General features: G+C 71.6%; 13 protein-coding genes. 6 read left to right on the forward strand and 7 right to left on the reverse strand.

What is annotated here, in order from left to right; genetic code table 11:
• Positions 1 to 47: 47 nt before the first annotated feature.
• Together E9934_RS11225 and E9934_RS11230 are read left to right on the forward strand one after the other, a co-directional pair.
• On the forward strand, positions 48 to 377 hold the full coding sequence (locus tag E9934_RS11225; protein ID WP_136562975.1) for a histone-like nucleoid-structuring protein Lsr2: 330 nt from the start codon (positions 48 to 50) through the stop codon (positions 375 to 377).
• Positions 378 to 656: 279 nt separating this feature from the next.
• Positions 657 to 3,206, forward strand: coding sequence for an ATP-dependent Clp protease ATP-binding subunit (locus E9934_RS11230; protein ID WP_136562976.1), 2,550 nt, complete (start codon positions 657 to 659; stop codon positions 3,204 to 3,206).
• A gap of 89 nt (positions 3,207 to 3,295) precedes the next feature.
• Here the strand turns inward: E9934_RS11230 and E9934_RS11235 are convergent, their stop codons facing one another.
• On the reverse strand, positions 3,296 to 4,174 hold the full coding sequence (locus E9934_RS11235; RefSeq protein WP_136562977.1) for an HhH-GPD family protein: 879 nt from the start codon (positions 4,172 to 4,174) through the stop codon (positions 3,296 to 3,298).
• A gap of 86 nt (positions 4,175 to 4,260) precedes the next feature.
• Between E9934_RS11235 and E9934_RS11240 the strand changes: the two genes are divergently transcribed.
• Positions 4,261 to 4,995, forward strand: coding sequence for a hypothetical protein (locus tag E9934_RS11240; protein WP_136562978.1), 735 nt, complete (start codon positions 4,261 to 4,263; stop codon positions 4,993 to 4,995).
• Between the two features lie 171 nt (positions 4,996 to 5,166).
• Here the strand turns inward: E9934_RS11240 and disA are convergent, their stop codons facing one another.
• Both disA and radA read right to left on the reverse strand, forming a co-directional pair.
• Positions 5,167 to 6,240: a DNA integrity scanning diadenylate cyclase DisA gene (gene disA / locus E9934_RS11245; protein WP_136562979.1), complete on the reverse strand. Its 1,074-nt coding sequence runs from the start codon at positions 6,238 to 6,240 to the stop codon at positions 5,167 to 5,169.
• Positions 6,241 to 6,329: 89 nt separating this feature from the next.
• Complete coding sequence (radA, locus tag E9934_RS11250) at positions 6,330 to 7,781, reverse strand: DNA repair protein RadA (RefSeq protein ID WP_136562980.1); 1,452 nt, start codon at positions 7,779 to 7,781, stop codon at positions 6,330 to 6,332.
• A 66-nt stretch (positions 7,782 to 7,847) separates the two neighbouring features.
• On the opposite strand from radA, the gene E9934_RS11255 reads away from it, so the two are divergent.
• Entirely contained in the window at positions 7,848 to 8,909 is a 1,062-nt protein-coding gene (locus E9934_RS11255; RefSeq protein WP_136562981.1) for a LacI family DNA-binding transcriptional regulator, read from the forward strand.
• Here the strand turns inward: E9934_RS11255 and E9934_RS11260 are convergent.
• The 3 genes from E9934_RS11260 to E9934_RS11270 form a co-directional block, all read right to left on the reverse strand.
• The gene (locus tag E9934_RS11260; RefSeq protein ID WP_238694908.1) at positions 8,895 to 9,599 is read right to left on the reverse strand and encodes a class I SAM-dependent methyltransferase; all 705 of its coding nucleotides are present in this window, start codon (positions 9,597 to 9,599) and stop codon (positions 8,895 to 8,897) included. The two genes, E9934_RS11255 and E9934_RS11260, sit on opposite strands and share 15 nt — an antisense overlap.
• Before the next feature lie 45 nt (positions 9,600 to 9,644).
• On the reverse strand, positions 9,645 to 10,283 hold the full coding sequence (locus E9934_RS11265) for a VOC family protein (protein WP_136562982.1): 639 nt from the start codon (positions 10,281 to 10,283) through the stop codon (positions 9,645 to 9,647).
• A 199-nt stretch (positions 10,284 to 10,482) separates the two neighbouring features.
• A complete protein-coding gene (locus tag E9934_RS11270) occupies positions 10,483 to 11,253 on the reverse strand; it encodes a DUF3109 family protein (RefSeq protein ID WP_136562983.1) in 771 nt (256 codons plus the stop codon).
• 95 nt (positions 11,254 to 11,348) lie between these two features.
• Between E9934_RS11270 and E9934_RS11275 the strand changes: the two genes are divergently transcribed.
• Both E9934_RS11275 and E9934_RS11280 read left to right on the forward strand, forming a co-directional pair.
• Positions 11,349 to 12,287 carry a Ppx/GppA family phosphatase gene (locus E9934_RS11275; RefSeq protein WP_136562984.1) on the forward strand — a complete coding sequence of 313 codons (939 nt, stop codon included), beginning with the start codon at positions 11,349 to 11,351 and terminating at the stop codon, positions 12,285 to 12,287.
• Positions 12,284 to 13,081, forward strand: a complete 798-nt coding sequence (locus E9934_RS11280) for a sugar phosphate isomerase/epimerase family protein (RefSeq protein WP_136562985.1) — start codon at positions 12,284 to 12,286, stop codon at positions 13,079 to 13,081. The genes E9934_RS11275 and E9934_RS11280 overlap by 4 nt, the downstream gene beginning before the upstream one ends.
• Here E9934_RS11280 and E9934_RS11285 read toward each other — a convergent pair.
• Positions 13,040 to 14,122: a TerC/Alx family metal homeostasis membrane protein gene (locus E9934_RS11285; protein WP_238694909.1), complete on the reverse strand. Its 1,083-nt coding sequence runs from the start codon at positions 14,120 to 14,122 to the stop codon at positions 13,040 to 13,042. The two genes, E9934_RS11280 and E9934_RS11285, sit on opposite strands and share 42 nt — an antisense overlap.
• Between the last annotated feature and the right edge of the window lie 67 nt (positions 14,123 to 14,189).

Below are 14,189 nucleotides of genomic sequence, written 5' to 3' on the forward strand. Positions count from 1 at the left end.
AGGATGACGAATAGCGACTTTATCGACGACGGAATGAGGAAAAGACAATGGCACAGCGGGTGAATATCGTCCTGGTCGACGACATCGACGGCAGCGAGGCCACCGAGACGGTGACCTTCGGTCTCGACGGCGCGAACTACGAGATCGACCTCAACGACGCCCATGCCGCTGCCCTCCGCGACGCCCTCGCCACCTACGTCGGACACGGCCGCAAGGTCAGCCGCGGCGGCGCGAAGCGCGCGAAGTCGGGCTCGTCGGTCTCCTCCGGTGCCTCCGCCAGCGACGTCCGCGCCTGGGCCCGCGAGAACGGCTACGACGTCCCCGCCCGCGGCCGGATCCCCGCCGACGTACGCCAGGCCTTCGACGCCGCACAGTAGCCCTCTGGGCCGAGCGTGTCGCCCGGTCAGGTCGGGCCGCACGGCCAGTCGCTGCGCTCGGGCCGCGGGCTGGACCTGACGCGGCTTCGCCGCGGGGCGCCACGCTGCCGGCCGCGCGGTTGGCTTCCGTAGGGCCTCTGTTGGTCTGGCGGCAAGACGCATCCGCCTGGTCGGGGCGTTCGCTCACAGCGGACGCCCCGGAGCCGTCAACCGGGAACGCGTAGGCTGTGAGCGGGGTTGTATCCCGTGAACACCCCAGGACGTGTGAGGAGCGTGCAGATGTTCGAGCGGTTCACAGACCGAGCCCGCCGGGTGGTCGTGCTGGCCCAGGAAGAGGCCCGCATGCTCTCCCACAACTACATCGGGACCGAGCACATCCTGCTCGGTCTCATCCACGAGGGCGAGGGCGTCGCCGCCAAGGCGCTGGAGTCCCTCGACATCTCGCTCGAGGCCGTGCGTGCACAGGTCGAGGAGATCATCGGGCAGGGCCAGCAGGCGCCGTCCGGGCACATCCCCTTCACCCCGCGCGCCAAGAAGGTGCTCGAGCTGTCCCTGCGCGAGGCGCTGCAGCTCGGCCACTCCTACATCGGCACCGAGCACATCCTGCTCGGCCTGATCCGGGAGGGCGAGGGCGTCGCCGCCCAGGTGCTGCAGAAGCTCGGCGCCGACCTCAACCGGGTCCGCCAGCAGGTCATCCAGCTGCTCTCCGGCTTCCAGGGCAAGGAGACCGGTGCGGCCGCCTCCGCCTCCGGCAGCTCCAGCGGCTCGGACGCGCCGTCGTCCTCGCTGGTCCTCGACCAGTTCGGGCGCAACCTGACCCAGGACGCCCGCGAGGGCAAGCTCGATCCGATCATCGGTCGTGGCGCCCAGATCGAGCGCGTCATGCAGGTCCTGTCCCGCCGGACCAAGAACAACCCGGTCCTCATCGGCGAGCCCGGCGTCGGCAAGACGTCGATCGTCGAGGGCCTGGCCCAGGACATCGTCAAGGGCAACGTGCCCGAGACGCTCAAGGACAAGCAGATCTACACCCTCGACCTGGGTGCGCTGGTCGCCGGCTCGCGCTACCGCGGTGACTTCGAGGAGCGTCTCAAGAAGGTGCTCAAGGAGATCCGCACCCGCGGTGACATCGTGCTGTTCATCGACGAGATCCACACCCTCGTCGGTGCCGGTGCGGCCGAGGGCGCGATCGACGCCGCCAGCATCCTCAAGCCGATGCTGGCCCGCGGCGAGCTGCAGACGATCGGTGCGACCACGCTCGACGAATACCGCAAGTACCTCGAGAAGGACGCCGCGCTCGAGCGCCGCTTCCAGCCGATCCAGGTGCCCGAGCCGTCGATCGCCGACACGATCGAGATGCTCAAGGGCATCCGCGACCGCTACGAGGCGCACCACCGGGTGACCATCACCGACGAGGCGCTGGTCTCCGCGGCGACGCTGGCCGACCGCTACATCTCCGACCGGTTCCTGCCGGACAAGGCCATCGACCTGATCGACGAGGCCGGCTCGCGGCTGCGGATCCGCCGGATGACGGCGCCCGCCGACCTGCGCGAGTACGACGACAAGATCGGCGAGGTGCGTCAGCGCAAGGAGGCCGCGATCGACGGCCAGGACTTCGAGGCCGCCGCGCGACTGCGCGACGAGGAGAAGCAGCTGATCCTCGCCAAGTCCGAGCGTGAGAAGCAGTGGCGCTCCGGCGACATGGACGAGGTCGCCGAGGTCGACGAGGAGCTGGTCGCCGAGGTGCTGGCGGTCGCGACGGGCATCCCGATCGTCAAGCTCTCCGAGGAGGAGTCCACGCGACTGCTCAAGATGGAGGACGAGCTCCACAAGCGGGTCATCGGCCAGGACGAGGCCGTCAAGGCGCTCTCGCGGGCCATCCGTCGTACGCGTGCCGGCCTGAAGGACCCCAAGCGTCCCGGTGGCTCGTTCATCTTCGCCGGCCCGTCCGGTGTCGGAAAGACGTGGCTGTCCAAGACGCTCGCGGAGTTCCTCTTCGGCGACGAGGACGCGCTGATCCAGCTCGACATGTCGGAGTTCGGCGAGAAGCACACCGTCTCGCGCCTCTTCGGCTCGCCTCCGGGCTACGTCGGCTACGAGGAGGGCGGCCAGCTCACCGAGAAGGTGCGCCGCAAGCCGTTCTCCGTGGTCCTCTTCGACGAGGTCGAGAAGGCCCACCCCGACATCTTCAACTCCCTGTTGCAGATCCTCGAGGAAGGTCGTCTGACCGACTCGCAGGGCCGGGTCGTGGACTTCAAGAACTGCGTCATCATCATGACCACCAACCTCGGCTCGCGCGACATCGGCAAGTCGGTGGGTCTGGGCTTCGGCGGCGGCGACGCGGCCGGCTCCTACGACCGGATGAAGGCCAAGGTCTCCGACGAGCTCAAGCAGCACTTCCGTCCCGAGTTCCTCAACCGTGTCGACGAGATCATCGTGTTCCCGCCGCTGTCGCAGGAGCAGATCGTCGCGATGGTCGACAACATGATCGCCTCGGTGGAGGTCCGGCTGAAGGACCGCGACATGAAGATCGAGCTCACCCAGAAGGCCAAGGCCCTCCTGGCCGAGCGCGGCTTCGACCCGGTCCTCGGTGCCCGGCCGCTGCGCCGCACGGTGCAGCGCGAGATCGAGGACGTCCTCGCCGAGAAGATGCTCTATGGCGAGGTCGGCCCCGGCCAGATCGTGCTCGTGGACGTCGAGGGCGAGGGCGCGGCCGCGGCCTTCACCTTCGAGGGCCAGAAGGTCGCCGAGCTGCCCGACATGCCGCCGCTCGAGACCGTCGCCGAGGGTCCGATCGAGATCGCGCCCGAGGTCGACCTCGACAAGGACTGACCCGACGCCGCGGATGGGCGTGTGACATCCGGCCCGACCTGGTTCGCCAGGTCGGGTCGGTTCGCGTTTTTCGGGGCAGGGACTATCGCTCAGGGCAGGCGGTAGCGGCCGTCGTCATCCAGCACGAGGAGGCCGTCGGTGAGCAGGGAGGCGAGGGCGCGCTCGCGTTGCACGGGCTCGTCCCAGGCCGCGTCGAGTCGCGCCCGGTCGACGCTGCCGGGAGCGTCGCGCAGGACGGCCAGGATTCGTCCTCGGCACTGCCGGTCGGTGCCGGCCCAGGCCTGGACGGGTCGCGGTGGCCCGTCGTACGGCGGAGCGCCGGCGGCCTGCCAGCGACACTGGTCGCTGACGGGGCAGGCGGGGCACTGGGGCCGGGCGGCCGTGCAGACCAGCGCGCCGAGCTCCATCACCGCCACGGACCACGTCGCGGCGGTCGGAGCGTCGCCGGGAAGCAGGTCCGCCGCCAGATCCCGCTCGGCGCGGTTGACGCTGCGGGCCGGGAACTCGACGCCGGAGACCGCCCGGGCGAGCACCCGGCGCACATTGGTGTCGAGGACGACCTGACGCCTGCCGTGGGCGAAGCTCGCGATCGCCGCCGCGGTGTAGTCGCCCACCCCGGGCAGGGCGATGAGCTCGTCGTAGCTGTCCGGGACCTCGCCACCGTGCTGCTCGGTGATCGCCACCGCAGCGGCGTGCAGGCGCAGCGCCCGTCGCGGGTAGCCCAGCCGTCCCCAGGCCCGCACGGCCTCGCCGCTGGACTCGGCAGCCAGCGCGGCAGGTGTGGGCCAGCGCTCCAGCCATGTCGCGTGCACCGGCAGCACCCGCACCACGGGCGTCTGCTGCAGCATGAACTCGCTGACCATCACCGACCAGGGCGTCGCGCCGTTGCCCCGCCACGGCAGGTCGCGGGCGTGCTCGTCGTACCAAGCGAGGATCGGGTCGACGAGGTCGGAGGAGGGACGGGACATGGCCGGCCCATTGTGACGCCCGCCGACTCGGGGGCTGCGCGGCGGGGCAACCGCCGGACGGCGCGGCGGCTGGCTACGGTCGGATCATGCCCAGCCGTCCGCCCACCGCCATGGCGCCACGCGGACCGCTGCCGGCCGGCGTCTACTGGCGGCGACGGCTCTTCGTCGGTGTCCTCGCGCTGTCGATCGTGTTCGTCATCGGCCGTTGGATCGCCGGCGGTGACGACGGCTCGTCCGACGACGGAGCAGCGGCCCAGCAGGCTGCCGCGCAGGTGCAGGCCACGGAGACGGTGACCGCCGGGGTCGACGACGGCGACGTCACGCCCGACGCCAGTGGCTCACCCTCGGCCGAGGCCACACCGCGACTGGCGCAGCCCGAGGGCCCCTGCACACCCGACGACGTCGTCGTCACGCCGTCGGTCGCCGAGGGTCAGGCTGCCGGCGCGGACGTCACCGTCCAGCTCTCCCTCCAGAGCCTCCGCTCCGAGGCGTGCACCTGGGAGGTCTCCGGCACCAGCCTCGTCGTGCGGATCAGCCAGTCGGGCGACCAGCTCTGGACGACCCAGCAGTGCCGCCGCGCCGTGCCCGACCAGTCCGTCGTCGTGCGACGCAGCGTCGCCACCGTCGTGCCGTTGACCTGGGACGCGCGCGAGTCCGACCAGGGCTGCTCCGGCCGCACCAACTGGGTCATGCCGGGGGAGTTCACGATTGCCGCCGCCGCCCTGGGTGGCGAGCCGACGGTGGCCGAGTTCGCCCTCGTGTCGCCGAGCGAGGACACGACCATCGACATGAAGTGGGAGCCGGCCCGAGCGTTCCGCTGATCCCGGGTCGGCGAGGACCGAGCGCGGGCCCGTTGGTCGAGGAACTTGCACAGCAAGCGTCTCGAGACGCCTGGCCGTGGTGCTGTGTCCGGCCCGGTCTGGCGCGGAGGATGCGGGGGTCTCGAGACGGCCGTGGCCGGCCTCCTCGACCAACGGAGGCAGTGGCTGGCCTCAGACGTACCGCTCGAGGATGGTCGACTCGGCCAGGCGACTGAGCCCCTCGCGAACGCTGCGGGCGCGCAGCTCGCCGACGCCCTCGACGGCCTGCAGGTCGTCGATGCCGGCGGAGAGCAGCTTCTGCAGGGTGCCGAAGTGGTCCACGAGGCCCTCGACGACGTTGGAGGGTAGGCGGGGGACCTTCGTGAGCAGGCGGTAGCCGCGGGGCGCGACCGCGCCGTCGAGGTGCTCCCCACCGCCGATGCCGAGCACCTTCGCGACGGCGGAGGGATCGACGAGGTCGGTGGCGGAGAGCTGCTCCAGCTTCTGCAGCAGGTCCTCCGGGTCCCGGCTGCGCCGGCGGGAGGGCACGTAGTCGCGGATCACGAGCTCACGCTCGGTGTCGACGCCGGTGATCAGTTCCTCGAGCTGCAGGGCCAGCAGGCGGCCGTCGGTGCCGAGCTCGAGGACGTAGTCGTCGATCTCGCGGGCGATCCGGGTCACCATCTCGAGCCGCTGGGCGACCACGGCGACGTCGCGGACCGTGACCAGGTCCTCGATCTCGAGCGCGGACAGGGTGCTGGAGACCTCGTCGAGACGCAGCTTGTAGCGCTCGAGGGTCGCGAGCGCCTGGTTGGCGCGGGAGAGGATCTGGCCGGAGCCCTCGAGGACGTGGCGGATGTCGCCGACGTAGGCGGCGATGATCTGCATCGACTGCGACACCGAGATCACGGGATGGCCGGTCTGACGGGCGACCCGGTCGGCGGTGCGGTGCCGGGTCCCGGTCTCCTCCGAGGGGATGCTCTGGTCGGGCATCAGGTGCACGGCGGCGCGGACGATCCGGTTGAGGTTGCCGTCGACGATGATCGCGCCGTCCATCTTGGCCAGCTCGCGCAGGCCGGTGGCGGTGAACGGGACGTCGAGCTCGAAGCCGCCGGTGCACAGGCTGTCGACCAGGCGGTCCTGGCCGATCACGATCAGGGCGCCGGTGCGGCCACGCAGGATGCGCTCCAGCCCGTCGCGCAACGGAGTGCCCGGTGCGATGGACGCGAGGGTCTCGCGAAGCCGGGGGTCGGCCGAGGTGACCACTGACTCTCCTGCGGGGCTGCGTGATGGGACAGGGTCACCTTATCGGCGTCCGGTCGTCCGCCGCCGCCAATATCGATCGTCCAGCGGTGTCACTCCTGGACGAGCTCCAGCGCCGCCGCGGTCCTGCGGTCGACCTGGAGCAGACGCAGCGCACTGGCCACGTCGGGCACCTCGACGACGCGCATCCCGTCGACCATCCGGTCGGAGGCCGCCCGCCGGACACCCTGTGCCGTCCCCGGATCGGCAGGTACGACGGCCATCGCGAACCCGAGCCGGGCTGCCTCGGCGAGGCGCTGGGGCAGGTCGCGCACCCGGCGCACCTCGCCGGAGAGGCCGATCTCGCCCATGGCGACGACCCCGGCCGGTGGGGCGGAGACGACGTGACCGGAGGCGATCGCGACGGCGAGGGCGAGGTCGCTGCCAGGGTCGGAGAGTCGGGCGCCGCCGACGGTCGAGGCGAAGACGTCGTGCTGGTGCAGCCGCAGGCCGCAGTACTGCTGCAGGACCGCGAGCACCATGGCGAGGCGGGACGAGTCGACGCCCGAGGTGGTGCGGCGGGGCCGCTCGGCCGGCGAGAGCGTGACCAGCGACTGCACCTCGGCGAGGACGGGCCGCCGGCCCTCCATGGTGACCGCGACGCACGTGCCGGGGACGCGGCCGTGGTGGCGCTCGACGAAGATCCCGGTCGGGTCCTCGACGGCGCGGATCCCGTCGGGTCCGAGATCGAAGCAGCCGACCTCGTCGACGGGTCCGAACCGGTTCTTGACGGCGCGCAGCATCCGGAAGCGCGAGTTGCGGTCGCCCTCGAAGTGCAGCACGACGTCGACGAGGTGCTCCAGCACCCGCGGGCCGGCGATCCCGCCGTCCTTGGTGACGTGGCCGATCATCACGACGGTGATGTTGCGGCTCTTGGCCATCCGGACCAGGGCCTGGGCGACCTCCTTGACCTGGGTCACTCCGCCGGGGACGCCGTCGACGCCGGAGGCGCCGATCGTCTGCACGGAGTCGATCACCACGGTGCGTGGCCGGACCTGGTCGATGTGGGTGAGCACGGCGCCGAGGTCGGTCTCGGCGGCCAGGAAGAGGTCGTCATGGATGCCCCCGGTGCGGTCGGCGCGCAGCCGCACCTGGGCCGCGGACTCCTCCCCGGTGACATAGAGGGTGCGCTGCGGGGCGCTCGAACCGGGGGCGCTGCGGGCGGTGCGGGCGGCCACCTCGAGCAGCAGCGTCGACTTGCCGACGCCCGGCTCGCCCGCCAGCAGCACGGCTGCCCCGGGCACCAGTCCGCCGCCGAGGACGCGGTCGAGCTCCGGCACCCCGGAGGGGTGGTGGGCGGCCTGCTCCGCCGAGACCTGGCCGATCGGCACCGCCGGACTGGTCACCGGCCCGGCCACCTGACGGGTCCCCGCGCCGCTGGGTGCCACCGCCACCTCGGCCACCGAGCCCCACGCGTGGCACTCGGCGCAACGGCCCACCCACTTGGCGGTGGTCCAGCCGCACTCACTGCATGCGTAGGTCGAACGTGTTTTCGATCCAGCCATGCGACGACCGTAGGGGACCGTGCCGACACTTCCTCGGGGACGCGCCCGTCATGGCACAGTTTCGGTGTGGAGAGTCCTCGAGCGCCGGCCACCCTGGCCGATGTCGCCGAGCAGGCCGGCGTCTCGCGGCAGACCGTGTCCAACGCGATCAACAACCCCGACCTGCTGCGCCCCGACACCCTCGCCCGCGTGCAGGCGGCCATCGACGCGCTCGGCTACAGCCCCAACCATGCCGCCCGTCAGCTGCGCACCCGCAGCTCACGCCTGGTCGGCCTGCGCCTCACCCCGTCACAGGAGTTCACCGCCAACATGGCGATGGACCGCTTCAACCGCAGCCTCGTCGAGGCCTGCCGCGAGGTCGGCTACCACGTGCTGCTCTTCTCCGGCGGTCCCGCCGAGGAGGGGCAGCGCCCCGACCCGCTCGGGGGGTACGACGACCTCCTCCGCTCCACGGCGGTCGACGCCTTCGTCGTCACCGACACCTATCTCGGCAACCCCCAGACCAGCGGGCTCGCGCGGCGCCGGGCTCCGTTCGTCGCGTTCGGCCGGCCCTGGGACGACCCCGGCGCGCGGCATCCGTGGGTCGACGTCGACGGCGCTGCCGGCGTACGGCTGGCCACCGAGCACGTCCACGGCCTCGGTCACCGGCGGATCGCCTGGCTCGGGTGGGAGCCGGGCTCGTGGATCGGGGAGGACCGGAGGGCCGGCTGGCACGCGGCGATGGACGACCTCGGGTTGATGACGGCGGGACTCGAGGCGGCGGTCGCCGACGACGTCCTCGAGGGTGGTCGCGCGGCCGCGGCGCTGCTCGACGTCGAGGAGCACCGGGCGCCGACCGCCTTCGTGTGTGCCTCCGACACCTTGGCCGTCGGGGCTCGCGGTGCGCTGGCCGATCGCGGCCTGGTCCCCGGCCGCGACGTCGCCGTCGTCGGCTTCGACGACTCCCAGGTGGCTCAGGTGCTGGGCCTCACGTCGGTCCGCCAGCCGCTGGAGGCGGTCGCCGTGGCGATCGTCCGCGCCCTGACCGACCTGCTCTCCGGTGAGCCGTCGCCGGCGGAGGGCCTGCTGCTGGCGCCGTCCCTCGAGGTCCGCGCCAGCTCGGGCAGCTCCGATTCAGAACGTGCGTGACCAGAGGTTCACGGCGTAGTCGACCTCGAGCCCCTCGTGGTGGCGCAGGATCTCCTCGGCGGTCGCCGGGTTGAACTCGATGCGGACCACCGCCGCGAGGTCCTCGCGGCTCGCGAAGCGCCAGCCCATGTCGACACGGTCGAGGGTCCAGCCGCGCAGGGTCCAGAACCGCTCGGTCTCCGCCGGCGGGTCGAGGTGCGGATAGCCGCGGCGGAACCAGGCGCCGAAGGTCGAGCGGGAGCCGTCGTTGTCGATGACCAGCGCGGTGCCGCCGGGACGCATCACCCGCGCGAGCTCGGCCAGGCCCGGTTCGCAGCCCCGCCCGAAGAAGTAGGCCCAGCGGGCGTGGGCCACGTCGACGGAGGCGTCGGGCAGGGGGATCTCCTGCGCCGTCCCCGGGAGGACGACGGCGTTCCCCACGCCGCGCGCGGTGAGCCGTCGCCGCGCGAGTCCGACCAGCCCCTGGTGCGGCTCCACGCCGACGACCCGGCCGGCGCGCTGCGCGAAGAGCGGGAGGTGGAAGCCGGTGCCGCAGCCGAGGTCGAGCACGGTCGCGCCGGTCCAGTCGGCCCGCGACTCCATCGCGGACCAGAGCCGGCCGTCAGGGTCGGCGGCGGTGTTCTCGATCTCGTAGGTCGCCGTGTGCTGCCAGATGTTGGGGCTGGCGATGGCGCCCCTGACCGGCTTCACCGGACGTCGTGCGGCAGCGGACGGGTGACGATCAGAGGTGGGGGATCAGAGGCGGACGATGCCCTGCGGGGTGAGCACCTGCGCGGCGAGGATGCCGGGCGTGCCGGGCGGGGCGACCCACTCGACCTTCACGTCCTCCAGCGGCGCCTCGACGGACTCGCCGAGCCACTCGCTCACGCGCTGCGGGTCACCGGCGATCTCGATGCCGGCCAGCGACACGGCGCCGTCGGAGCCGACGGAGGGGTGCAGGTCGCTGGGCGTGCCCCACTGGATGAAGAAGGGGAGCTGCGGGTCGGCGATGAGGCCGTTGATGCCGATCTGCTGCCAGCGCAGCTCGGTGCCGTCGGGGCGGTGCCGCGAGCCGGGGACGGCGGAGCGGCCCAGGCGCTGCTCGACGATGGAGATGTCGGGCACGGCGACGGCCCAGCCGAGCCAGCCGCCGCCGAGGGCGGAGCGGGCCTTCACGGCCTGACCGAAGGGCGCCTTGTCCGACGCCGGGTGGTCGAGGGCTTCGACGACCTCGAGGTAGGTGCAGTCGGTCAGCGGCAGGATCATGTTGCGGGTGCCGAAGCGCGGGTGGACGCCGCCGTCGACGAACTCGCAGCCCAGTGCTGCGCCCAGGCGCTCGGCGGTGCTGGCCAGTCCGTCGGGTCCGGCTGCGTACGAGAGGTGGTCCAGGCGCATGTCAGACATTCTGAACAGCGGCTGAGAGGGCCCTGCAGGCGGGGTCGCTGTCTCTTGACGTCGAGAGGTGGCCGTCACGCGGGGTGGACCGATTCACCACGGTATGTAGGGGAGTAGCCGCTTCCCGAGCGGGGTTCCACCGGGGAAGTGCTTGCTGACCTACCTACCGTGATGAATCGGTGCCGCCGGTCAGCGCGGGTCAGCGCGGGTCGGCGGGGTGCAGCGCGAGGGCCGAGCGCGAGCGCAGGTGCGCCTCGCAGTGGGCGACGAGGGCGTCGTAGGCCCCTTGGCCCATGAGGGCGACCAGCTCGGCCTCGTGGGTGAGATAGACCGGCTCCATCGCGACGTGCGCCTCGGTGTTGCCGGAGCAGTACCAGTCGAGGTCGTGGCCGCCCGGGCCCCAGCCCCGGCGGTCGTACTCGCTGATCGACACCTCGGTGTAGGTCGAGCCGTCCATTCGCTCGACGTCGCGGAAGGTACGGCGGATCGGCAGCTGCCAGCAGACGTCCGGCTTGGTCTCCAGCGGGTTGCGGCCGATCTGGAGGGCCAGGCCGTGCAGCGCGCAGCCGGCACCTGCGGCGAAATCCGTGCGGTTGGCGAACACGCACGAGCGCTGGCCGTCGACGGTGTGCATGCGGGTCTTGCGCTCACCGTCCTCGTCCTTCTCGACCCAGTCGCGTCGCTTGATCCGGCCGCTCTCGCGCTGCGGGTGGTGCTGCCACAGCTCGGGTGTCAGCTGGTCCACGAAGCCGGCGACCCGCTCCTCGTCCTCGGCGTCCGCGAAGTGCGCCCCGAGCGTGCAGCAGCCGACGTCGGGGGAGTCGGCGTAGATGCCGGCGCACCCGCTGCCGAAGATGCAGGTGTAGGACGACGTCAGCCAGGTGAGGTCGCAGCGCATCGTCTCGGTCTCGTCGGCCGGATTGACGAATTCCACCCAGGCACGGGGGAAATCCAGGGAGACCTCGGGCACCTGCCCAATCTATCGGCCGCCCCCTGCCGTCCTGATGCGGGCCGATTCGGCGGGACAGGCCGTGTGTCGGGCGTCGCGACCAGTACCGTGGAGACATGCGTCTGGGCGTCTTGGACATCGGATCCAACACCGGCCACCTGCTGGTCGTCGACGCCCACGACGGCGCGGCTCCCCTGCCGGCCTACTCCTACAAGGAGCCGTTGCGGCTCGCCGAGCACCTCGATGCCGCCGGCGACGTCTCGGCGACGGGCATCGAAGCGCTCGCGGCGTTCACCGCCCAGGCACTCCTCGTCGCAGAGGAGAAGGGCTGCGAGGAGATGCTGTCGTTCGCGACCTCCGCGGTCCGCGACGCCGGCAACTCCGAGGCGGTCCTGGCCCACGTCGAGCAGCAGACCGGCGTGCGGATCGAGGTGCTGCCCGGCGAGGACGAGGCACGGCTCACCTTCCTCGCCGTACGACGGTGGTTCGGTTGGTCCGCCGGACGACTCGCGGTCTTCGACATCGGCGGCGGCTCGCTGGAGATCGCGGCGGGCTCCGACGAGCGTCCCGATGTCGCGTGGTCGCTGCCGCTGGGCGCGGCGCGACTGGCGCGCGCCGAGTTCGCGGACCGCCCCGATGACGAGCAGCTGCGCCGGATCCGTCGGCTGATCCGGGCCGAGATCGCCCGCGACGCCGGTCACCTGCTGCGTGCGGGGGCGACCCATCGCGCAGCCGCGACGTCGAAGACGTTCCGCTCCCTGGCCCGGATCTGCGGCGCCGCGCCCTCGGGTGAGGGTCAGCTGGTGCCGCGGACCCTGCCGCTGACCGGGCTGCGCCAGTGGATCCCGAAGCTCATGGCGATGAGTGCCGAGGAGCTGGCTGCACTGCCCGGCGTCTCGCCCAGCCGCACCCACCAGATCGTCCCCGGCGCGCTGGTCGCCGAGGCCTGCATGGACATCTTCGACCTCGCCGAGCTGGAGATCTGTCCGTGGGCGCTGCGCGAGGGCGTGATCCTCGAGCGGATCGACAAGTTCCGGGTGACCGACGAGCCGTGACCGGCCCTCGGCGTCCGCGCATCGGACTGTCCACCAGCTCGGTCTATCCCGAGTCGACGGCGCACGCCTTCTCGTGGGCGGCGGCGGTCGGCTACGAGGCGGTCGAGGTGATGGTCGGCATCGACGCGCTGTCGCAGCAGACCAGCGCCGTCGCCCAGCTCTCGGAGCACCACGACATCCCGATCAGCGCGATCCATGCCCCCTGCCTGCTGTTCACCCAGGCCGTCTGGGGCGTCGAGCCGTGGGGCAAGCTCGAGCGCTCGGCCGAGATGGCCAGGGAGGTCGGCGCCGAGGTGGTCGTCGTCCACCCGCCGTTCCGGTGGCAGCGCGACTACGCCCGCGACTTCGTCAACGGCATCGCGGCGCTCGAGGAGTCCTCGGGCATCGCGTTCGCCGTCGAGAACATGTATCCGTGGCGCGCCTCGCGGCGTCACCTCGAAATGTACCTGCCCGGCTGGGACCCCTCCGAGGAGCCCTACGCCAACACCACCGTCGACCTGTCCCATGCGGCGATCGCGCGGTCCGACCCGGTCGCGATGGCCGAGCGTCTCGGTCCGCGGCTGCGGCACGTCCACCTCACCGACGGCACCGACTCGGCCAAGGACGAGCACCTCGTCCCGGGTCGGGGCGACGTCGGGGCCGCGCGCTTCCTGCAGCACCTCGCTGCCACCGGCTTCGCCGGCGAGGTGGTGCTGGAGATCAACACCCGCAAGTGCGAGACGCCGCAGGAGCGCGAGGCAGACCTGCGCGAGTCACTGGACTTCGCGCTCGAGCACCTCTCGCCCGTCGACTGACGCCCGGCGCTCCTCACGTCGTACGGCGAGCAGGCTGGTGATCGTCGTGACGACGAGGACGCCCACGACGACTGCCAGCGAGGCGCGGTTGCCGATGAGCGGGACGCTCTCCCACACGGTGTGCGCCCAGTGCAGGACCAGCTTGACCCCGATGAAGCCGAGGATGATCGACAGCCCGTAGGACAGGTGCACCAGCTGGGCGAGCAGGCCCTGGATGACGAAGTAGAGCGCTCGCAGACCGAGCAGGGCGAAGGCGTTCGTCGCGAAGACCAGGTAGGGGTCGGAGGTGATGCCGTAGACGGCGGGCACGGAGTCGACGGCGAAGACGATGTCGGTCATGAAGACCGCGACCGTCACCAGCGCGAGCGGGGTCAGCGCCCGTCGACCTGCCTGCTTCACCGTCATCCGGGTGCCCTGGTAGTCGTCGGTCAGCGGCCAGAAGCGGCGCAGCACCTTGACGACCCGCATCTCGTTGGGGTCGGGCGTCTCCTCCGACTCGCCGCGCAGGGCGTCACGCAGCAGCTTGGCGCCGGTGGCCAGCAGGATCAGGCCGAAGAACAGGAACACGATGGTGAAGGCGGAGAGGGCTGCCGCGCCCAGGGCGATGAAGATGCCGCGCAGCACCAGTGCACCGATGATGCCGAAGAGCAGCACTCGCTGCTGCAGCACCTTCGGCACGGCGAAGGCCGACAGCAGCAGCATGAACACGAAGAGGTTGTCGACGCTCAGCGACTTCTCGACGATGTAGCCGGTGTAGTAGCTGACGCCGGTCTCGTTGCCGTGCTCGGCGATCACCCAGCCGCCGAACGCCACCGGCAGCGCGATGTAGAAGAGGGACCAGAGGCTCGCCTCCCGCATCGACACCTCGTGGGGTCGGCGGGTCGCGACGAAGTCGACGGCGAGCAGGACGAGGACGGCGGCGATCGTGACCACCCACAACGTGGGGGTGGCGATCGTCTCGAGCCCGCCGGAGGTGGGATCGGCCGCCGCGAGTGGCGCCGTGAGGGGGGTGGTCGCGGGGACCAGGCTGGACAGGGACACAGGAATCTCCTCGTGCGTGGAGGCACGAGGTCTCCCTCACCGCTGGCCGCGCATCGCGCCGGCCGGG

This window comes from Nocardioides caeni (assembly GCF_004912195.1).
Taxonomy (GTDB): domain Bacteria; phylum Actinomycetota; class Actinomycetes; order Propionibacteriales; family Nocardioidaceae; genus Nocardioides; species Nocardioides caeni.

Coding starts and splice junctions, on each gene's coding strand:
- E9934_RS11275 (WP_136562984.1), top strand. CDS start 11,349: ATGCGTCTGGGCGTCTTGGACATCGGATCCAACACCGGCCACCTGCTG.
- E9934_RS11225 (WP_136562975.1), top strand. CDS start 48: ATGGCACAGCGGGTGAATATCGTCCTGGTCGACGACATCGACGGCAGC.
- E9934_RS11235 (WP_136562977.1), bottom strand. CDS start 4,174: ATGTCCCGTCCCTCCTCCGACCTCGTCGACCCGATCCTCGCTTGGTAC.
- E9934_RS11240 (WP_136562978.1), top strand. CDS start 4,261: ATGCCCAGCCGTCCGCCCACCGCCATGGCGCCACGCGGACCGCTGCCG.
- E9934_RS11230 (WP_136562976.1), top strand. CDS start 657: ATGTTCGAGCGGTTCACAGACCGAGCCCGCCGGGTGGTCGTGCTGGCC.
- radA (WP_136562980.1), bottom strand. CDS start 7,781: ATGGCTGGATCGAAAACACGTTCGACCTACGCATGCAGTGAGTGCGGC.
- E9934_RS11265 (WP_136562982.1), bottom strand. CDS start 10,283: ATGCGCCTGGACCACCTCTCGTACGCAGCCGGACCCGACGGACTGGCC.